Origin of the sequence: Duganella sp. 1224 (assembly GCF_013408245.1) — a bacterium.
In the GTDB taxonomy this organism is placed as follows: Bacteria; Pseudomonadota; Gammaproteobacteria; order Burkholderiales; family Burkholderiaceae_D; genus Rugamonas.
Genome location: NZ_JACBYS010000001.1, coordinates 1,857,695 through 1,876,744, shown reverse-complemented (window position 1 = coordinate 1,876,744; position 19,050 = coordinate 1,857,695). Strand labels below are relative to the sequence as shown.

Sequence of the window (19,050 nt, the reverse complement as noted above, 5' to 3'; positions counted from 1 at the left end):
CTTAGCTGTCCAGGCTGATGCAGTAGCGGTTGCGGCCGGTTTGCTTGGCGCGGTAGAGGTTGTGGTCGGCCACGCGGATCAGGGGGCTGGGGTCGTGGCCTTCCAGCGGCGGCAGGGCGGTGGCCAGGCCCAGGCTGAGGCTGACGATGGGCGCGGTCGGCGAGGCGGCGTGGGGAATCGCCAGCTTGGCAACCTCGTCCAGGATGCGCTGCGCCACCACCTCGGCGCCGTCGGCCGCCTCCTGCGGCAGCAGCAGGATGAATTCTTCGCCGCCGTAGCGCGCCAGCAGATCCTGCGGCCGGGTGGCGCAGCGTTTCATCGCGGTGCTGACCTGCTGCAGGCAGGCGTCGCCGGCCTGGTGGCCGTAGTGGTCGTTGTACAGCTTGAAATGGTCGATGTCGATCATGATCACCGACAGCGGCAGGCCGGCGCGCGCGCAGCGGCGCCATTCGGCGTCGACGGTGTCGTTGAAGTTGCGGCGGTTGGCGACGCCGGTCAGGCCGTCGGTCATGCTCAGCTCGCGCATGGCGTCGGCCTGGCGCTTGATGGTCAGCTGGCTGCGCACCCGCGCCCGCACGACCGCCACGTTGAACGGCTTGCTGATGAAGTCGACCGCGCCGGCCTCCAGCGCGCGCGTCTCGTCTTCCGGCTGGCTCAGCGCGGTCACAAAGATCACCGGAATGTCCTGCAAGCGCGGCGAGGCGCGCAGCGCCGCCACCATCGCATAGCCGTCCATGCCGGGCATCACCGCGTCCAGCAGGATCAGGTCCGGCTGCTGGTCGCGCGCGATCTGCAGCGCCTGCTCGCCGTCCAGCGCGAACAGCACTTCGTGGTCCTCGCGCAGCGCGTGGTGCAGGATCTGGATGTTTTCCATGGCGTCGTCGACCACGAGGATGCGGCCATTCCGGGCCAGGTCGGTCCAACTCATGCACTTTCCTTTCGCTGCAACATCTCTTCCACCATCTGGCGCGCCGCCTTGAAGTTGAGGGTTTCCACTGCTTCACCCAGGGCTTGCGCGGCGCCGGCCGGGGCCAGCGCGGGACGCAAGGCCCGGAAGTGTTCAAGTGCTTTCAGATTGTTATTCTGAAGCAATTCTTGCAACTCCGCCAGTTTTTGCGCCAGGTCGGGCGGCGGCGTGTGGCTAGGCGCGACATCGGGGGCCGGCGCGGCCAGCGTGCGGGCGGTGCGGGCGACCAGCGCCAGGGCCTGTTCGAGGCGGTTGAGCGCGGCCGGCACGGCCAGCGTGTCGGCGGCGGCGTCGAGCAGCGCGGCCTCGGCGGCGGCGCTGAGGCGGGCAACGTCGCTGGCGCCGAGGTTGGCGGCCACGCCGCGCAGCCGGTGCAGCACCTGCGCCGCCGGCTGGCGCTGGCCGGCAGCCAGCAGTTGGCGCACTTCGCCGACGGCGCCGCCTTGCGACTGCTCGAAGCGCTTGAGCAGGCCGGTCAGCGCCGCCTGGTTGCCGCCCAGCCGGCCCAGCGCGGCATCGACGTCGATGCCGGGCAGCGGCGACAGCGGCGGCATCAGCGCGGCGGCCGGCACCGCGGCCGGCGGCGGCGCCACCATGTCGCGCGAGGCGTCGCGGATGGTCACCAGCCGCGTCAGCACCGCGATCAGCTCCTCGACGTCGATCGGCTTGGCCACGTGGGCGTTCATGCCGGCTTCGGCGGCGCGGCGGCGGTCGTCCTCCAGCACGTTGGCGGTCATGGCGATCACCGGCAAGGTCAGCAGGCCCTGGCGGCGGATTTCGCGGGTGGCGTCGTAGCCGTTCAGCACCGGCATCTGGATGTCCATCAGCACCACGTCGTAGCGCTCGGGCGCGGCGGCCAGCCGTTCGACAGCCAACTGGCCGTTGGACGCCACCTCGACCGAGGCGCCGGCGTGCAGCAGCATGTATTCCGCCACCTCCTGGTTGATTTCGTTGTCCTCCACCAGCAGGATGCGCATGCCACTGAGGCGGTCGTGCAGCGGCGTGTGTTCCAGTTGCGACAGGATGCCGGCCGTGGCCTGGTCGCCGGCCAGCAGCGCGCTGACCCGTTCCAGCAGCCGCGCCGGGCTGACCGGCTTGGCCAGCACCCCGGCCAGGCCCAGCGTGGTGGTCTGCTGGGCCAGCGCGGCGGCCCGGTGTTCCGAAGTCATCATCAGCACCGGCGGCAGTTCCAGCCCGTCCGGCAATTGTTGCAGCAGCGCCGGACCGTCGGTGCCGGGCATCTCGTGGTCCAGCAGCAGCAGGTCGTAGGGGCGGCCGGCGCGCGCGCGCTCCACCAGCAGTGTGCGGGCCTGCTCGGCACCGCTGGCGCAGGCAGTATGCCAGCCGAAGCTGCGGCCGGCATCCTGCAGCGCCTTGCGCACGCTGGCGTTGTCGTCGACGATCAGCACCGACAGCGTGGCGGTGGCCGGCGGCGGCGTGGTCGCGCCCAGCGGCCGGGTCGATTCCAGCGGGCAGGCGAACAGGAATTCGGCGCCCTGGCCCGGCGTACTGGTGACGCTGATGGCGCCGCCCATCATGTCGGCCAGCTGGCGGCAGATCGCCAGGCCCAGGCCGGCGCCGCCGAACTTGCGGCTGGTGCTGCTGTCGGCCTGCGAGAAGGCGTCGAAAATGTGGACCTGCTTGTCCGCCGGGATGCCGATGCCGGTGTCGCGCACGCGGAATTCCACCAGCAGCGCGTGGTCGCCCGGCCGCGCCGCGCCCGGCGCCGGCCGCACCGACAGCACCACCTCGCCGTGGGCGGTGAACTTGATGGCGTTGCTGACCAGGTTGAGCAGCACCTGCTGCAGCCGCATCGGATCGCCGCCCAGCTCGGTCGGCATGGCCGGATCGATGTCGTACACCAGCTCGATGCCCTTGTCGCTGGCGCTGCCGCTGAGCATGACGCTGATGCTGTCGAGGATGTGCTGCAGGTGGAAATGCGCGTGCTCCAGCACCAGCTGGCCGGCCTCGACCCGCGAGAAGTCCAGCACGTCGTTAACCAGACTCAGCAGCGACTGCGTGGCGAACTGGATTTTATGCAGGTAGCCGCGCTCGCGCGGCGCCAGCGGCGCCTCCTCCAGCAGCCGCGCCAGGCCGATGATGGCGTTCATCGGGGTGCGGATTTCGTGGCTCATATTGGCCAGGAACTCGCTCTTGGCGCGGCTGGCCGCCTCGGCGCGGTCGCGCGCCACGATCAGCTCTTCGTTGACTTCCTGCAGGTGCAATTCCGTTTCCTTTAACTCGGTGACATCGGAGACTAGCACAAAGAAACCCTTTACTGCGCCAGCCTCGTCCATATCGGGGATGTAATTGATCCAGGTATGGCTGGTGTCGCCGGACGGCCAGCGCAGTTTGCCGGCGAAACCCTGCGGCTCGCCGGCCAGCGCCGCCCGCACATAGGCCTCGCCCTCGGCGTATTCGTCGGCGCCCACCACGTCCGGCATGTAGGCCCCCATCATCTCCTCGTTGGCGCGGCCGTGCCACTCCCGGAAGAAGCGGTTGGCGAAGCGGCAGCGCAGCGTGGCGTCCCAGTAGGCCACCATGCCGGGCAGGTTGTCGGTGACGGCGCGCACGAAGTGCTCGCTGGCGGCCAGCCGCTCGGCGGTGGCGCGCAGCACCTCCTTGGCTTCCTTGCGGTCGGTGATGTCGAGCGAGATGCCGAGCACGTGGGTGGCGACGCCGTGCGCGTCGCGCAGCGCCACCTTGCGCGTGGTCAGGTAGCGGCTGCCGTCCGGCGTGGCGATCGGCTCCTCGGCGATCACGGTCACCTCGCCGGGCGCGCTGGCCAGCACGTGGCGGTCGGCGGCCTGGAATTCGGCGGCCTGCGCGGCCGGCACCAGGTCGTAGTCGTTCTTGCCGATGATCAGGTCGCTGCTGGTGCCCATGAGCTGGGCGCCGTGGCGGTTGAACATGGCGTAGCTGAGGTCGCCGGCGCGCTTGAGGAAGATCATCGCCGGCATGTGCTCGACCACCGAACTGAGCAGTTGGCGCGAGCGTTGCAGCTCGCTCTCCACCCGCTTGTAATCGGTTTCGTCCAGCACCAGCGCGGTGATGCCGATGATTTTGCCGTCGCTGCCGAATTGCGGGTAGTAGCTCAGCACCCAGTGGCGCAACTGCGCCGGCGCCGCCACCGCGTAGCCGGCGCGGCGGAGGCCGGTCAGCGGCTTGCCGCTTTCCAGCACGGCGCGGTAGTCGGCCAGCACCGCCGCGCGCATCGCGTCGTCGCGGATCACGTCGCCGATGTGGCGGCCCAGGTGCGCCACCACTTTTTCCTCGTTGAGCGCGGCCAGGTACTCGTTGATGCGGACGATGCGCAGTTCGCTGTCCACATAGCTCAGGCCGACCGGGGCGGTGGCGTACAGTGTTTCCAGCTGGGCGCGGTTGCGTTCGAGCTGGCTGGTGCGCTCGGCCACCAGGCTTTCCAGCTGGTGGTGGTGGCGCCGCAGGTCGCCCTCCAGCGCGAGCAGCGCCTGCGCCACCATGTCGGCCTCGCGGAAGGTGGTGGCCGGCATGACGTAGGGCTGGCCGCCGGCCAGCGCCTGCGCCGGCGCCACCAACTGGCGCACCGAGCGGGCGATGCGGCCGCCGACCGCCCACGCCAGCGAAAAGCCGGCCGCCAGCACCACGATCATGGTGGCGGCGATCGGCGCCACCGCGCGCAGCAGTTCGTGGTAGGCGCGCGCCTGCGGCGTGGCAATGCCGACCACGGCGCCGCTGACCGGGGCCCGGCTCAGGCCCAGGTACACCGGCGTGGCCTCGGCGTCCTCGGTGTCCAGCAGCGCTTCCGGCGCGCGCCGCAGGTGCTCGCGCAGCGTGGGCGCGGCCGCGTGGCCGAGCAGCAGGCGCGGCCCGCCGGCCTGGGCCATGACGTTGCCGTCGGCGTCGTACAAGGTCATGGCCTGGTCGGCGCCGATGTGTTCGTCCTTGAGGGTGCGCGCCAGCCGGTCCGGCTTGAGCAGCGCGGTCATGGCGTAGGCGACGTGGCTGTCGATGAACACCGGCACGTCGAGCGCCAGCAGGGCGCTGCCGGCCACCACCACCACCGACATCTGCGGCCGGCCGTGGCCGAACAGCGGCGCCAGCCGGCGGGCGTTGTTGACCGCGTTGAGCGTGTCCGGCAGCGCCGCGCCGACGTTCAGCGCCACGTCGCCGCCGCTGTTGCTCAAGATGAATTGCGATGCGGGAAATTGCGGACTGAGCAGGGCGCCGGCCTGCAGCCGCAGCGCGTCCAGGTCGCCGTTGCGCAGGCTGGGCGACGAGGCCAGCGCGCTGGCCGCGCCTTCGCTCTGCACCAGGTCGCGGTCGATGGCGGCAGCGACCGCGCGCGCGGCCTGCTGGGTGTCGTTCTTGAGGGTGTCCCGTTCGCGGCTGTAGAACTGGCCGACCAGGGCGCCGAAGCCGATCACGGTAGGCAGCGCGCATGCCAGCACCAGCAGCGCGATCTGCGAGCGGATGGATGGCAGTGGTTTGCGTTGTGTCTGTGGCACGCGCTTGGCCTCGGTCTGGTGCTGGCAGCACGATAGTAGCCGAGGCCGGGCTTTTCAGAAAGGGCTTTTGTCAGGGGCGGCGCCGGGCCGCCACACCCGCACGGCTCAGATCGGCTTGCCGCAGGCGTAGGCCCAGCCCAGTTCGGCCATCGGCCGCGCCATCTGGCCCGATTCCAGCGCCTGCGCGCTGGCGGCGGTGCCGTCCACATAACGTTTCATGATGCCTTGCATGATGCTGGCCAGGCGGAACATGTTGAACGCCAGGTAAAAGTTGAAGTCGCTCAGCTGGATGGTCTTGCCGGTGCGCTCGGCGTAGCGGGCGATGTACTCCTGCTGCGACGGGATGCCCAGCGCTGCCAGGTCCAGCCCGGCGATGCCGCGGAACTGGCCGGGCGGGATGTGCCAGCTCATGCAGTGGTAGGAAAAGTCGGCGAACGGGTGGCCCAGCGTCGACAGTTCCCAGTCCAGCACGGCCAGGATGCGCGGCTCGGTCGGGTGGAACAGCATGTTATCGAGGCGGAAGTCGCCGTGCACGATGGCGGTGTCGTCGCCGGGCGGGATGTGGGCCGGCAGCCAGGCGATCAGCTGGTCCATGGCCGCGATGGTCTCGGTCTGCGAGGCCAGGTATTGCCTGGTCCAGCGCTCGATCTGGCGCGCGAAGTAGTTGCCGGGCTTGCCGTAGTCCTGCAAGCCGATGGCGGCATAGTCGACCGTGTGCAACTGGGCGATCACACGGTTCAGTTCGTCATAGATGGCGGCCCGCTCGGGCGGCGTCATGCCGGGCAGCGACTGGTCCCACAGCACCCGCCCCTCGACGCATTCCATCACATAGAAAGCGCGGCCGATCACCGCTTCGTCGGTGCACAGCGCGTACTGGCGCGGCGCCGGGAAGCCGTGTTTCTGCAGCGCGTCCATGACGCGGTATTCGCGCTCGATGGCGTGGGCTGACGGCAGCAGCTTGGCCGCCGGTGCCGGCTTGGTGCGCAACACGTAGTGCTGGCCGCCGACGGTCAGCTTGAAGGTGGGGTTGGACTGGCCGCCCTTGAACTGCTCGGCGCTGAGTTCGCCGTCGGGGTAGCCTGCCACGTGCTGGCGCAGCCAGGCGTTGAGGGCGGCGGTGTCGAACTGGTGGCGCGCCGACACCGCCTTGGTGCCGATGAATTCTTCAAACATGCTGTCTCCCGCTTTTTTATGGTGACAGCCATTCTAGATTAAAAAAGTACGGTTGTGCTTTTAATTTCAGAAGAACACGGCGGTGCGCTGTATCACGCTGCCGTTGTTGGTGTAGGCGCCGGTGGCGCGCACCGAGCCGGTGTTGTATTTGCCGTCGTCCAGCTTGCTGTCGAGTTGTTCGGCGAACGAGTCGGGCAGGTTGTCGAGGCGGATGCCGTTGCCGCCGCGGCCGCCGACCACGTCGTTGTAGATGTAGACGGCGCCGCCCTGGGCGCTGGTCATGAAGTCGCTGGTGCCGTTGTAGGCGCCGGTGATGAAGCCGGCCAGCGCCAGGTGCTGCGGCGCCAGCAGGTACTCGGTGATCTGGCCGTCGCCGTTGCCGTTGCCGGTGGCGCCCGGCGCGTGGACCGTGCCTTGCACGTCGTCGCCGGGCAGGGCGCGGAATTTATCCTGGTAGGCATTGACGGCGGCGGTCAGCGAGGTCGATTGCTGGATGATGTTCTTGACGCGGGCGCTGTCGATCAGGCCCTGGCCCTTGAGCACGCCGCCCAGCAGCAGGCCGATGATGACCAGTACGATGGCGATCTCCACCAGGGTGAAGCCGCGTTGGCGTGCGTGATGTGGGCGCATGGCATGTCCTTTCTGATGATGGTGCGTAGTATAGCAAGCGCTAGTGTTTTTGGTTAAGCTGGTCCAGCCGTCCGGCCAGGAATTTCAGTTCGTTGGCATCGGTGATCTGGCCGCTTTGCAGCAGGCCGCCGATGAGGGCGCGCGCGGCGTCCGGTTCGTTCATGTCTTCGGCGATGAAGACTTCCATCTCCCTGGCCCAGGCGGGAACGCTGGCGGCGGTGGCTTGCATGCGGATCGCCGCCGCGTAACGGCGCGCCAGCGGCAGGTCGTGCAGGCGGTGCCTGGCCACCAGCGTGGCGTGGGCCAGCCATGGCCAGCGGCGGTTGGGGTCTTCGGTGAAGCGGGCGTAGACGAAGTCCAGCATCTGCCGCGCGCGCGCCGGGTCGCTGACCGAGCCGTAGACTTCGCTGGCGGCCAGCAGCGGGTATTGGCTGCGCGGGTCGAGGTCGAGCACGCGCTGCAGCCATTGCACCACCCGGGCGTAGTCGAGATTGCGCCAGGCGATGCTGATGCCGGCTTGGTCGTCGAAGCCCTGCACGTACAGCATGGTGGCTTTGGACAGCGCCACCGGGTCACCCAGCGCGGCCAGTTGCAGCGTGATGGTCGAAGGCGCCGGGGGCAGCTCCTGCGCGCGCGCGCGGGCCGGCGGGCGGCTGGCTTGCCAGAGGATATTCAGTGAGAGCGCCAGCAGCACGGCCAGCACGACCTGGCGCGGCGCGGCCCGTTGCCTGGCGCGCGGGTACGGCGGGGTCTGGGTCGGCGTCGGTTGCATCGGCGTCGGCGGTTGCGGGCGCGGCGGCGAAAGCGGGGATGGCGGCGGCGCGTTGGGCGGCGGCGTTGGCATGTGAGCCTCAGATGGCCTTGCGGTGCAGGTCGAACAGCGCGGCGGCGGCCAGCAGTGCGACGTAGAGCGCGGTCTGCGTGGCGATGGCGGCCAAGTCGGCGGCGCTGCCGCTGTGGTACACCAGCCAGTCGCTGCGCGTGAACTGGTCCAGATGCGGCAGCAGCAGCGCCAGGCCGTCGATGCCGGCGTTCAGCGCGTGCTGGCTTGCGCTTTGCACGGTGCTGGCGCCATGGCCGAGCAGTTGCAGCGTGCCGATCACGCGCGCCAGCAGGTAGAACGCAAACGCCGCCGCCAGCGCCGGCAGCACCTGGTGCAAGGTCAGCATGCACAACACGCTGAAGGCGGCCACGATCCAGCATTCGCACAGCAGCGAGCAAGCCCATAGCGCCGCCTGCGCCGGCGGCGCGAAGAACAGGCCGAGGACACCGAACAGGAGCGCGGGCAGCAGCGCCAGCGCGCCGAAGCCGGCCAGCTTGCCGGCCAGGTAGACCGCGCGCGGCAGGGGCAGCGCCATCAACAGTTCCAGGCCTTTGTCACTGGCCTCGCGCGCCATGCTGGTGACCACGAAGGTCGCCACCAGAAACACTGCCGCCAGCCGCAGCACCGCGCCCAGCAGCGCCGCCTGCAACTGGCGGCTTTCGGTCAGCGCCAGTTCGTTGAGAAAGCCGCTGACGGCTACCGCGCCGGCCATCAGGATCAACACCAGCCATAGCAGCCGGTTGCGCAAGGCTTCCAGCAGGGTGTAGCGGGCGACGGTGAGCGCGGGCCGCATCATGGCAGGCGCTGGGCCGCCACCATGCGGTTGTAGAGGATGTTCGGCGAGATCCACAACACCATGTCGTCGAAGGCGCCGCCGGGCGCGCGCGCGTCCTCGCTCGGGTCGCGCATGATCAGCGTGGTGCCGTCGTTTTGCAGATTGGTTTTTTCGTCAACGTTGCCAGCGCCGACGTCAGCGATGGTAGTGTTCTGATCACTGGTGGCACCGTAGCCATTGCGTCCGAACGAGATGATCGCCGCCGGAATATCGGCGATAGCGGTTGCCGCCACCAATTGGCCGCTTTGATTGCGGGTGCCGATGGTGATGTCACGTGGCGTTTGCAACGAGAACAGGTTGGCTGAATCGGTGAAGGCCGGTGTGACGCTATAGCCCATCAAACGCCCCCAGCCATCGAGCCGGCCAACGCCCAGCGTGGCCCAGGGCAGATAGCCGTAGCGCTTGTTGCATAGATTGCCGACGCGGTCTTCCAGCCCGTTGGTGGACGAGATGGCCGGGCAGGGCAGGTAGCCGTTGCGCAGCGCGAAGCCAAACAGCGCCTCACGTGCCTCCTCCATCGCGCGCTTGGTGTCGGTGACGTGACGCTGTTCGATTTGCGACGACAAGGGCGCCATCAGGCCGCCGATCATCAGGCCAACGATCAATAGCACAATGGCGATTTCCACCAGCGTGAAGCCGGACTGGCGGCGGCGCGTGGTCCTATGGTTCATTGATGTCCTTGATCCGGCCTTCATTCAGATCGTAGCGCTGGCCGGCTTTGAGCGTGACCTTCTTCCCCGACGGCAGGGTAACCGTCACGCTTGGCGTGGCGGCACCCTTGCTTTGCGAGGTGCTGCGCTGTGCACTGTACTGCGGCTGGTTATTGAGCCAAACGGTGGTGCGGTTGTCGCTACGTCGCAGCACGCCGCTCATCACCAGTGCGGGCGGCGGCGGTGGCGGTGGTGGCGGCGCTGCGCTGGCGGCCGTGCCACCCGGCATACCAGGGGGCGCGCCCTCGGGGCCTTGCGGGCCGGGATTTTGCGGCTGACCAGGGCCGGGGACGTAATTGGCATCCGGGGCCGGGCCGCCCGGGATGCCGGGCGCCGGTTGTTGGCCTGGCGAGTTGGGCGCGAGGGCGGCCGCGGCGCCCCGGCTGGCTTCCATCGTCGCGCGTTCGGCTGGCGTGGAAAATAGCCGGCCCATGGTCACCTGGGCCTGCGACTGCGCTGGCGCCAAGGCCAGCAGCGCGACGGCCAGCGACAGGCCGGCGGCGAGGGCGGAATGGCGCATCATGAGCGGCCTTTCTGCGGCTTGAGCGCGGCCAGTCGCGGCGCCTTGGGCGCGGTGTTCAGCGTGATCCAGTTCAGCGTGCAGTCGGCGCCCAGCGTCGGGGCGCCCGCCGCGCCGGCCACCACGCCCAGCCGCTTGATCGAGCAGTCCTGCACCGCGAAGTAGCTCCGCTGGCGCAGCGTCTGGAAGAAGTTGAACAGGTCCAGTTCATGCAGCAGTTCCATGTGCAGGCGCATGCGGCTGCCGCGCAGCTCGAAGTCGCCCAGGTCCAGCGGCGATTCGAGCCGCACCGTCTGCTGCGGCTCGATCTCGTAACTCAGCGGTGCCAGCTTGAGCTGCTCCTGCGTCTGGCGGATCGCGTCCAGCCACTCCAGCCGCCGCTCGTCGCCCACCAGGCCGCGCTGGCGCAGCGCGACAAAGCGCTGCTGGAAGTTGCGGATGTCGCGCTTCTCGCTGTCCACCTGGGCGTAGCGCGAGGCCGCCGCGTCGCGCGCGCGCTGGGTGGTTTCCAGCGTTTCGCTGGCGTCCTGCTTTTTCAGTTCGCTCAACAGCACGCCGGTCAGCGAGATGGTGATCGCCGCCACCAGCGTCAGGAAGGCCGTGCGGATCAGCGCAAACTCGGTGATCCAGTAGGGCAGCGCGATGGCCGGCGCCGTTTTTTTCTTGCCGGTGACAGGATTCGTGCTCATGGTTTCCACACCAGGTTCAGGGTAAAGCGCGCGTGGCCGGGCGCGGCCAGCTGGGTGCCGGCCTTGCCGGCCAGCTTGACCGACGAGCGGGTATCGACCGGCGGCTTTTCCACCTCCACCGTCAGGCGCGGGTGGCGCGCCAGCGCCTGGGCAAACTGCGTCATGCTGTCGACCGCATTGCGGTAGTCATCCTGGTCGCTGAGGATCTCGGCCTCCAGCACCAGGACCTGCGGCGCCCGTTCGGGAATGCCGGCCACCAGCGACGATATCGGCGTGGCCTGGGTGGCGTCCTGTCCCGGCGCCGGCGCGTTGGCCGCGGGGACGTTGACTTTCCAGTCCAGTTGCAGCAGGCGGATTTGCGGCGTGCTTTCCAGCGCCTCGCTGACCACCGTGGCCATGCCCAGCGGCGTGCCCGATTGCGTGGCCAGCATGCGCTCGACGTTGACCGCCGCCCGCATGTTGGCGGTGCTGGTCACGCGCGGCGGAATCTCGGCCATGGTGGCGCGGTAGCGCTGATCGAAGCTGGCCGCTTCGGCCGCCAGGCGCTTGCTGTCGCTGTGGTCCACGTGCTCCTGCCACAGGTTGGCGCCGGTCCACACCGCGCAACTGGCCGCGATGACGGCGCTGGCCGCGTACAGGCCCACGCGCGCGCGCCACAGCTTGAAGTAGCGCTGCCACAGGCCCAGCGTGTAATGGCTGGGCGGCGCGCGCCGCGCCAGCAATGCCAGCAGCAGCGGTTCGGCCATGCGGCCGGCCAGTTCGTCCACCTCGGCGCTGCCCGACTTCAGGCCGGCGCTGGCCGCCACCGACGCCAGCGACAGCAGGCGGAACACGGTTTCGGCGCCGTCCTCGCACTGCGCGTCCAGCGCGTCGGTGTCGGCGGCCGGCGTCACCACCACCGCCTGCAGCACGTTCCCGCGCGCCATCAGGCGCTGGCTGGTAAGGAACTGCTGGGTCTTGGCGGTCTCCGCGCCGATGTTGATCGGGTTGCCGTCGCGGTCGATGGCCGGCGTCAGGCGCGAGAACTTCAGCATGCCGTTCTGGAAGTAGCTCTGGCGCCAGCCGGCCGACTGCTGCGTGACCAGCAGCAGGTGCTCGTCGTTCAGGCGCAGCTGGCGCACCAGGTCCTCGCACAGCAGCGTGGTCGAATACAGGCCGGCCAGCGGCATTTGCAGCTGTTCCAGCGCTTCCACCCACGGCTGCACCGACGACGGATTGGTCAGCGCCGACAGCAGCACGATGTCGTCGCGCCGGGCGCCGGTTTCGCGGCCCTGCACCTCGTGGTGGCGGAACGGCGTTTCACGATACTGCTGCGTCAAGCGCCGCTGCAGCAGCTGGCGCGCGGCGCGGCCGCTAACGTGCGGCAGCGTCACGCGCTGGAAGTCTTCCTCGATCAGATCGGCCAGGATGTAGGCCGGCGAGAAGCGGTGGTGGCTGTCGATGTAGTCCATGAAGTCATCGATGCCGCCACGGTTGTTGACGAAGCATACGCCGCCGGTGACGCGGCCGTTGTGCCACTCGTAGGCGCACAGCTGTTCGCTGGTCAGATAGAAGAGATGTTTGGTGAACACGATGGCCTCAGGTCCTGATCTTGCTGATCGTGTCGTAGATCGGTCCCATCACCGACAGCATGATCCAGCCCACCATCACGCCCAGCACCACGGTGATGGCCGGCTCGATCATCGACTGCACCTTCTCGATCATCTCCTTCACTTCGCGGTTGTAGAAGTAGCTGACGTTATGCAGCGCGCCATCCAGCGCGCCGGTCGATTCGCCGACCTTGAGCATGCGGATCACCAGCGGCGGGAAGATGCCGGTATTCTGGAACGCCTGGGTGATGCCCTGGCCCTCGGAGATCTGTTGCGCCGCGCGCCGCAGGCCGGCCGCCACCACGCGGTTGCCGACGATGCCTTCCGACAGGCGGATGCATTCGAGGATGGTGATGCCGGAGGCGTACATCATGGCGAAGAAGGTGGCGAAGCGCGCCAGGATGATCTTGTGCAGCACCGGGCCGATCATCCATATACGCAGCTTGAAGCCGTCCGCCGCATAGCGCGCCTGTTCGCTGCGCGCCAGCCACGCGCGCCCGGCGAAGAAGCCGATCACCGGCACGGCGATCATCACGTACCAGTAATCGATGAAGATGTTCGACACGAAGATCAGCGCCTTGGTGTGCAGCGGCAGCGTGTTGCCCATGTTTTTGACGAAGGCGGTCAGCTGCGGCACCAGGTAGATCATCAGGAAAAACATCACGCCGGTGACGAACAGGCCGACGGCGGCCGGGTACATGATGATCTTCCGGGTCTGCGACGCCAGTTCGTCCTGCCACTTCAGCGTTTCCGACAGGTTGCGGAACACCTCCGCCAGCTTGCCGCTTTGCTCGCCGGCGGCAATCAGGCTGGTAAAGGTCAGGTCGAACACCTCCGGATAGGCCGCCATGGCGGCGGACAGCTGCTTGCCGCCCTCGATATTTTCAATCAGGCCGGTGATCATCTCGCGGAAGCGCGGGTGGTCGATGCTGTCGCGCAGATCGTTCAAGCCTTCCAGGATCGGCACGCCGGCGCCGGTCATCTGCTCCATGTGGAAGCAGAAGTTGATCAGGTCCTTGCGGGTGATGACGCGCTTGATGGCGATGACCTTGGTGCGCGAGACGCGGCAGTCGATCAGGTCCAGCCCCATGCGGTGCAGGCGCAGCTCCAGGTCCGGCTCGTTGGCGGCGTCCATGTTGCCCGGCTCGATGCGGCCGCTGGCGTCCATCGCGCGGTAGAGATATTGCGGCATCAGCCCAGCCTTTCGGTGAGGTCCACCACGCGGCCGACTTCCTCCAGCGTGGTCACGCCTTCGCGCACGCGGCGCAGGCCGTCGTCGATCAGGCTGTGGAAGCCGCCGGCGGCAGCCGCGGTTTTCAGCTCGCGGGTGGAGACGCGGCGCGCCACCAGTTCATCCAGCGCCGGCGTCATCTTCAGCAGCTCGATGATGGCGATGCGGCCCTTGTAGCCCTGGTGCGCGCACTTGTCGCAGCCCACCGGGTGGTACAGCGTCTGCGGGCCGGCGTCTTCCGGAATGCCGAGCAGCTGGCGTTCGATGTCGTCCGCCACGTGGGCTTCGCGGCAGGCGGTGCACAGCTTGCGCACCAGGCGCTGGGCGATGATGCCGATGATGTTGCCGGCCATGATGTCGGCCAGCACGCCAATGTCCAGCAGGCGCGGGATGGCGCCGATGGCGGAGTTGGTGTGCAGCGTGGAATACACCTGGTGGCCGGTCATGGCGGCGGAGAAGGCCATTTCGGCGGTCTCCTTGTCGCGGATTTCGCCGACCAGGATCACGTCCGGATCCTGCCGCATCATCGAGCGGATGCCTTCTGCGAAGCCCATCTTGGCCGATTCGTTGACCGAGGTCTGGCGGATCATGTTCATCGGGTATTCGACCGGGTCTTCCAGCGTCATGATGTTGACGCTCTCGGTGTTGATGTGGTTGAGGATCGAATACAGCGTGGTGGTCTTGCCGGAGCCGGTCGGCCCGGTCACCAGGATCACGCCGTCCGGGCGGGCGATCATCAGCTTGAGCAGATTCAGTTCGTTCTCGCCCAGGCCCAGGCCATCCAGCGGCACGATGCCTTTCTGCCGATCGAGCACGCGCAGCACGAAGTTTTCGCCGTGCGTGGTCGGCTGCGCCGAGGCGCGGAAGTCGATCTGGCGGCCGCTGAACTTGATCGAGATGCGGCCGTCCTGCGGCGCGCGCGTCTCGGCGATGTTCATGTTGGACATCACCTTCAGGCGCACCGCCATCGCCGGCCAGTACGATTTGTGCAGGCTGCGGATCTGGCGCAGGATGCCGTCGATGCGGTAGCGGATGCGCAGGAACGATTGTTCCGGCTCGAAGTGCAGGTCGGAGGCGCCGTTTTGCACCGCGTCGGCCAGGATGGCGTCGATCAGGCGCACCATCGGCTGGCTGTATTCGTCGGAGGTGGTGCCCAGGCTGGCGTAATTGACCTCGCCGGTTTCGATTTCGTGCAGGATGCCGTCGATCGACAGCTCGAAGCCGTAGTACTGGTCGATGGCGCGCTGGATGTCCGATTCGTTCACCAGCAGCGGCGTGATGGTGATGCCCTTGACCAGCATGGCGCTGATCTGGTCCAGCGCGACGATGTTGCTGGTGTCGGACATGGCCAGGATCAGGTTGTCGGCGGCGCGTTCGTAGACGATCGGGAACACGCGGTAGCGCTTGGCCACCTCCTTGGGAATCAGCTTGAGGGCGATGGCGTCCACCACCAGGCTGTTGAGGTCCGCGCTCTGGGTGTTGAGGTTTTCCGACAGCGCCTCGCGCACCGTGGCCTCGGTGACGAAGCCCAGTGTGATCAGCAGTTTTCCCAGTGGTTCATTGCTGCTTTTCTGCTCGATCAGCGCGATGCGCAACTGGTCTTCGCTGATGATGCCCTTCTGTATCAGCAGTTTGCCGAGCGGGAGTTTGGGTTGTTCTGCCATGGGTTAGTGCGTGACGGTGCTCAGTTCATGCATGCGTTTGCGCAGCGCGTTGCGGTCGAAGCCGACGGCCTTGTCCTGCGCCAGCGCCAGCGCGCGCTGGTAGTAGCCCAGCGCCAGTTTGCCCTGGTTCAGGCGGTCCAGGCCGATGGCCAGGTTGTAGGCGTAGTCCGGGTTGTCCGGCGCGGCGCCGACGGCGCGGAAGTAGGCTTGCTGCGCGTCCGGCCAGCGGCCTTGTTGCGCGTACAGGTTGCCGAGCGCGAACAGCACCGGGCCGGCGTCCGGGGTGTTGGCCAGGATGGCTTTCAGGCGCGCTTCGCTCTGGCTGATGTCGCCCTGGCGCAGGCCGATCAGGCCGGCGGTGGCGTCGGCGTCGTTGGGCGACAGTTCCAGCAGCCGCAGGTAGTAGCCGGCGGCCTTGTCTTTCAGGTTCTGGCGCGCGGCCACGTGGGCGGCGCCGAGCAGGGCGTCGCGGTTGTTGGCGTCCTGGGCCAGCGCGGCCTCGTATTGCTGCTGGGCGCCGGCGGTGTCGCCGCTGTTGAAGGCCTGGTAGGCGCTGTCCAGCGTCGGCGAGACCGGGGCGGGCTGCACCAGGCGGGTGATGCGGATGTCGTCGTTTTTCGGCGCGGCCAGCACCGGCATCTGCTCGGCGCGCGGCGCGGCGGCGGCCTGGATGGCTTGCTGGGCGGCGGCCAGTTCCTGTTCGGTGCGGGCCAGGCGGCGTTCCAGGTCTTGCTGGCTGGCGCGGCTGATGCCGGTGGGGGCCAGCAGCGGATCGTCGGCGTCAGTGCCTGGGCCGCCGGGGCCGGCGCCGGGGATGTCGCTGGCGCTGCCGGGGCCGCTGTTGGCGGCGATGATCTGGCCGGCGCCGGTGGTGGCGCCGGTGGCGCCGGCTGGCGGCATCGGCACCGGCGGCAGGCCGGCGCCAGCGCCGGGGCCGGTCAGGGCGATCCAGTAGTAGCCGCCCAGGCCGCCAACGACGATGACCAGCAGGGCGATCAGGCCGAACAGGCGCAGGCGTTCGGGATCGAAGCTGCTTGGTTCGGCGGCGGCGGCGGTGCGCGCGCGGGCGCGGGTGGCGCCATCGCTCCTTTTGCCGCCGCTGCCGCCATTGCCGCCATTGCCGCCGTTGCCGGCGGCGCCAGGCGCTCCGGCGGGCGCGGCGCCGCGCGGCGCGGATGCCGCGGTTGGGCCAGGGCTGGCTGCGCTTGCCGCGCTGGCAGCGGGCGCCGGCCGCGACGCGGCCGGCGATGCGGCGCCGGCGGCTGCGACGGTGCCGGCAAGCGCGCCGCCGATCGCGGCGGCGCTAGCGGCCGCTGTCCGCGCGGCGGACGTGCCGGCCGGCTCGGCGTAGGTGACGGCCGATTCGGCGGCGGACGAAGCAGTGGGCGTGCTACCCGCACCACGCGCCGCCGCTGCGCTGCCTGCGCTTGCGGTGGCGGGCGCGGGCGTGGTGGACGCTGTCAGCTCTGGCCCCGGCGCAAGCGCCGGCATCGGTGCGGCCACGGTCGGCGGCGCGGCGATCGGGTCGAGCGCCAGATCCATGGTCAGGCCCGGCTCCTTGTGGTCGCTGACGGCCGGCAGCGGGCTGGGCGAGGGACGCGGCTCGCTGGCGACCGAGGCCGACACCGGCGGCGCCATCGGTTCCAGGCTCAGGCCATCCATCGGCTCCAGGCTGAACTCGACCGGCGAGGCGGCGGGCGTGGACGGCGCGGCCGCGGCGCGCGGCGCCGGCTCCGGCGTCAGCGCCAGGATCTCGTCAAACGCTTGCGATGGCTTGTCCAGCTCCTCGTCGGGCAGCGCATTCTGTTTGGCGCGCTCGGCTTTCTTGAGCGCCTGCATTAATAGGCTCATGATCCATTCGCCTTTGGCACGGGATACGGTTCATTGTCCGGCTTCTGGCCCGGCAACATGTAGCGGTAGTCCTTGTAATCGCCGTTGATGCTGGCATCCTTGACCACCACCGGCCGCATGAAGATCACCAGCTCGGTCTTGGTGCTGCTCTCATTGCGGTAGGCGAACAGATTGCCCACCACCGGGATGCTGCTCAACAGCGGAATGCCGTCCTTGGCGTTGTCGACCGAATCCTGCATCAGCCCGCCCATGACGGCCACCTGGCCGCTGCTGACGCGCATGATCGATTCCAGCTCGCGCGCCTGAATCACCGGGATCTGGCTGGGCACATTGGCCAACGCCGGATTCGGGTCCTTGACGTAGTTGACCACGCGGGTGATGGTCGGGCGCACGTTCAGCGTCACCTCGTCGTTGTCGGAAATCTGTGGCGTCACGCTCATGACGAAGCCCACCGGCACCGTCTGCAGCGTCGACTCATACGTGGCCGGCGTGCTGACGCCGCCACTGGAGTTGAGTACCGCCGGCGTCACCTTGATCGAGAAAAACACATTATTGTCGACCACCTTCAGCAGCGCGGTCTGATTGTTCAGCACGCTGATTTTCGGGCTGGACAGCACCTTGACCTTGCCGAACGACTCCAGCAGCTGGATGGTGGTGGCGATGTCGCCCAGCCGGCTGGTCGGATTGGCATAGTTCAGCACAAATACGCCGGCGCTGCTGCCGGGCTGAACGCCGCTCGGCAGCGGCACATTGCTGACCTGCTGCTGGGTCAGCCGCAGGCCGCCTTTACCGACCGATTTCCAGTCGATGCCCTGCTGGTAGTTATCGCTCAGCTTGACTTCAATAATGGTCGCCTCGATCAGCACCTGGCGCTTGGCCGCGCCCACCACCACGTCCAGGAATTGCTGGATCTTCTCGTGCTGGCGCGAGGTGGCGCGCACCGCGATCAGGCCGCCTTCCGGATTGACGATGACCGAATTGCGCAGCCTGGCGCTGGCCGGGTCGGCGGTCGTTACCTGGGGCGCGAAAGCGCCGCCGCCGCCCGGTTGTTGCTGCTGCGATCCCAACGGATCGACCGGGTTGTCGGCCAGGTTGGAGGCGCGCAGCATGTCACGGATGTTCTTTTCCAGGTGATACCAGAAATTGTTGTCCGAACGGTTGCTGACCGAAGTGGTCGAGTTATTGCTGCCGTTGCCCTGCGGCGCGTTGCTGTACTGCTGCTGCGACTGTTGCGCGGCGCCGGCCGTTCCCAATCCCTGTGGCTGCGCAGGCGCCACCGCCTGCTGGACCGGGGACTGCGCGCTGCTGTCCGTGCCGCCACCGGTGGTGGAAATCTGGGTGGCGATGTTGACGCTGCTGGTGGTGGTGCGCGCGATGTTGACGTAGTCGACCTTGTAATTGCGCCACTCCGGCGTATCCGGCAGCACCGTCAGCGTGCTACCGTTGATTTCATAGCGCATGTCGACCTGGCGCTGGATGCGGCTCAGCAGTTGCGGCAGCGTCTGGTCGAGCGCGTTCAGCGTCACCGTGCCCTCGACGCCCGGGTGCACGTCGACGTTCATGCCGGCGTCGCGCGCCAGCGCAAACAGCAGCGACTGCACCGGCACCTTGTGCACCGTCACGCTGAACGTCTCGACCTTGGCGGCCGGCTTGGGCGGCGGCAGCGCCACGCTTTGCTGCACCGGTTCGGGAATGGCCCCGGCCGGCTGCGGCGCTTCGGTGATGTGCAACGGCGAGTTGGGAATGCTATGGCTGGCGCAAGCGCTCAGCAAGACACTGCAAACCACAGGGGCGAGAGGGGAGCTGAATTTTTTCATCGTGTCTTTCCGGCCCGGGATGATGCTGGAAGTGGTTGTTTTTGTTGTGCTTTTGCAATTGTGA

Annotated in this window: 14 protein-coding genes; all 14 read right to left on the bottom strand. The window is 68.1% G+C overall.

Annotated elements, in window-relative coordinates; genetic code table 11:
- Position 1: 1 nt before the first annotated feature.
- Positions 2 to 928 carry a diguanylate cyclase domain-containing protein gene (locus FHW58_RS08290; protein WP_179672563.1) on the bottom strand — a complete coding sequence of 309 codons (927 nt, stop codon included), beginning with the start codon at positions 926 to 928 and terminating at the stop codon, positions 2 to 4.
- Positions 925 to 5,454, bottom strand: coding sequence for a response regulator (locus FHW58_RS08285; protein WP_179672562.1), 4,530 nt, complete (start codon positions 5,452 to 5,454; stop codon positions 925 to 927). Before FHW58_RS08285 ends, FHW58_RS08290 begins: the two co-directional genes overlap by 4 nt.
- 105 nt (positions 5,455 to 5,559) lie before the next feature.
- Entirely contained in the window at positions 5,560 to 6,627 is a 1,068-nt protein-coding gene (locus FHW58_RS08280; RefSeq protein ID WP_179672561.1) for a phosphotransferase, read from the bottom strand.
- Between the two features lie 66 nt (positions 6,628 to 6,693).
- A complete protein-coding gene (locus tag FHW58_RS08275) occupies positions 6,694 to 7,257 on the bottom strand; it encodes a prepilin-type N-terminal cleavage/methylation domain-containing protein (RefSeq protein ID WP_179672560.1) in 564 nt (187 codons plus the stop codon).
- A 40-nt stretch (positions 7,258 to 7,297) separates the two neighbouring features.
- Positions 7,298 to 8,101 carry a hypothetical protein gene (locus FHW58_RS08270; RefSeq protein WP_229265084.1) on the bottom strand — a complete coding sequence of 268 codons (804 nt, stop codon included), beginning with the start codon at positions 8,099 to 8,101 and terminating at the stop codon, positions 7,298 to 7,300.
- A gap of 7 nt (positions 8,102 to 8,108) precedes the next feature.
- Positions 8,109 to 8,876 carry an ABC transporter permease gene (locus tag FHW58_RS08265; protein ID WP_179672559.1) on the bottom strand — a complete coding sequence of 256 codons (768 nt, stop codon included), beginning with the start codon at positions 8,874 to 8,876 and terminating at the stop codon, positions 8,109 to 8,111.
- Positions 8,873 to 9,586 (bottom strand): type II secretion system protein, encoded by a 714-nt coding sequence (locus FHW58_RS08260; RefSeq protein WP_179672558.1) that lies wholly within the window; start codon positions 9,584 to 9,586, stop codon positions 8,873 to 8,875. Before FHW58_RS08260 ends, FHW58_RS08265 begins: the two co-directional genes overlap by 4 nt.
- Positions 9,576 to 10,148 (bottom strand): hypothetical protein, encoded by a 573-nt coding sequence (locus FHW58_RS08255; protein WP_179672557.1) that lies wholly within the window; start codon positions 10,146 to 10,148, stop codon positions 9,576 to 9,578. Before FHW58_RS08255 ends, FHW58_RS08260 begins: the two co-directional genes overlap by 11 nt.
- Complete coding sequence (locus FHW58_RS08250) at positions 10,145 to 10,834, bottom strand: hypothetical protein (protein WP_179672556.1); 690 nt, start codon at positions 10,832 to 10,834, stop codon at positions 10,145 to 10,147. The genes FHW58_RS08255 and FHW58_RS08250 overlap by 4 nt, the downstream gene beginning before the upstream one ends.
- Complete coding sequence (locus FHW58_RS08245; protein WP_179672555.1) at positions 10,831 to 12,405, bottom strand: hypothetical protein; 1,575 nt, start codon at positions 12,403 to 12,405, stop codon at positions 10,831 to 10,833. The genes FHW58_RS08250 and FHW58_RS08245 overlap by 4 nt, the downstream gene beginning before the upstream one ends.
- A gap of 7 nt (positions 12,406 to 12,412) precedes the next feature.
- A complete protein-coding gene (locus FHW58_RS08240) occupies positions 12,413 to 13,615 on the bottom strand; it encodes a type II secretion system F family protein (RefSeq protein ID WP_179672554.1) in 1,203 nt (400 codons plus the stop codon).
- Entirely contained in the window at positions 13,615 to 15,318 is a 1,704-nt protein-coding gene (locus FHW58_RS08235) for a GspE/PulE family protein (protein ID WP_179672553.1), read from the bottom strand. The genes FHW58_RS08240 and FHW58_RS08235 overlap by 1 nt, the downstream gene beginning before the upstream one ends.
- A 3-nt stretch (positions 15,319 to 15,321) precedes the next feature.
- Positions 15,322 to 17,169, bottom strand: coding sequence for a lipopolysaccharide assembly protein LapB (locus tag FHW58_RS08230; RefSeq protein ID WP_229265083.1), 1,848 nt, complete (start codon positions 17,167 to 17,169; stop codon positions 15,322 to 15,324).
- Positions 17,166 to 18,986: a pilus (MSHA type) biogenesis protein MshL gene (mshL, locus tag FHW58_RS08225; protein ID WP_179672552.1), complete on the bottom strand. Its 1,821-nt coding sequence runs from the start codon at positions 18,984 to 18,986 to the stop codon at positions 17,166 to 17,168. Before mshL ends, FHW58_RS08230 begins: the two co-directional genes overlap by 4 nt.
- Positions 18,987 to 19,050 lie beyond the last annotated feature (64 nt).

Excerpts from the sequence above, each read along its gene's own strand:
- FHW58_RS08290 (WP_179672563.1), bottom strand. The coding sequence starts at position 928 with ATGAGTTGGACCGACCTGGCCCGGAATGGCCGCATCCTCGTGGTCGAC.
- FHW58_RS08280 (WP_179672561.1), bottom strand. The coding sequence starts at position 6,627 with ATGTTTGAAGAATTCATCGGCACCAAGGCGGTGTCGGCGCGCCACCAG.
- FHW58_RS08275 (WP_179672560.1), bottom strand. The coding sequence starts at position 7,257 with ATGCGCCCACATCACGCACGCCAACGCGGCTTCACCCTGGTGGAGATC.
- FHW58_RS08270 (WP_229265084.1), bottom strand. The coding sequence starts at position 8,101 with ATGCCAACGCCGCCGCCCAACGCGCCGCCGCCATCCCCGCTTTCGCCG.
- FHW58_RS08265 (WP_179672559.1), bottom strand. The coding sequence starts at position 8,876 with ATGATGCGGCCCGCGCTCACCGTCGCCCGCTACACCCTGCTGGAAGCC.
- FHW58_RS08260 (WP_179672558.1), bottom strand. The coding sequence starts at position 9,586 with ATGAACCATAGGACCACGCGCCGCCGCCAGTCCGGCTTCACGCTGGTG.
- FHW58_RS08255 (WP_179672557.1), bottom strand. The coding sequence starts at position 10,148 with ATGATGCGCCATTCCGCCCTCGCCGCCGGCCTGTCGCTGGCCGTCGCG.
- FHW58_RS08250 (WP_179672556.1), bottom strand. The coding sequence starts at position 10,834 with ATGAGCACGAATCCTGTCACCGGCAAGAAAAAAACGGCGCCGGCCATC.
- FHW58_RS08240 (WP_179672554.1), bottom strand. The coding sequence starts at position 13,615 with ATGCCGCAATATCTCTACCGCGCGATGGACGCCAGCGGCCGCATCGAG.
- FHW58_RS08235 (WP_179672553.1), bottom strand. The coding sequence starts at position 15,318 with ATGGCAGAACAACCCAAACTCCCGCTCGGCAAACTGCTGATACAGAAG.
- FHW58_RS08230 (WP_229265083.1), bottom strand. The coding sequence starts at position 17,169 with ATGAGCCTATTAATGCAGGCGCTCAAGAAAGCCGAGCGCGCCAAACAG.
- mshL (WP_179672552.1), bottom strand. The coding sequence starts at position 18,986 with ATGAAAAAATTCAGCTCCCCTCTCGCCCCTGTGGTTTGCAGTGTCTTG.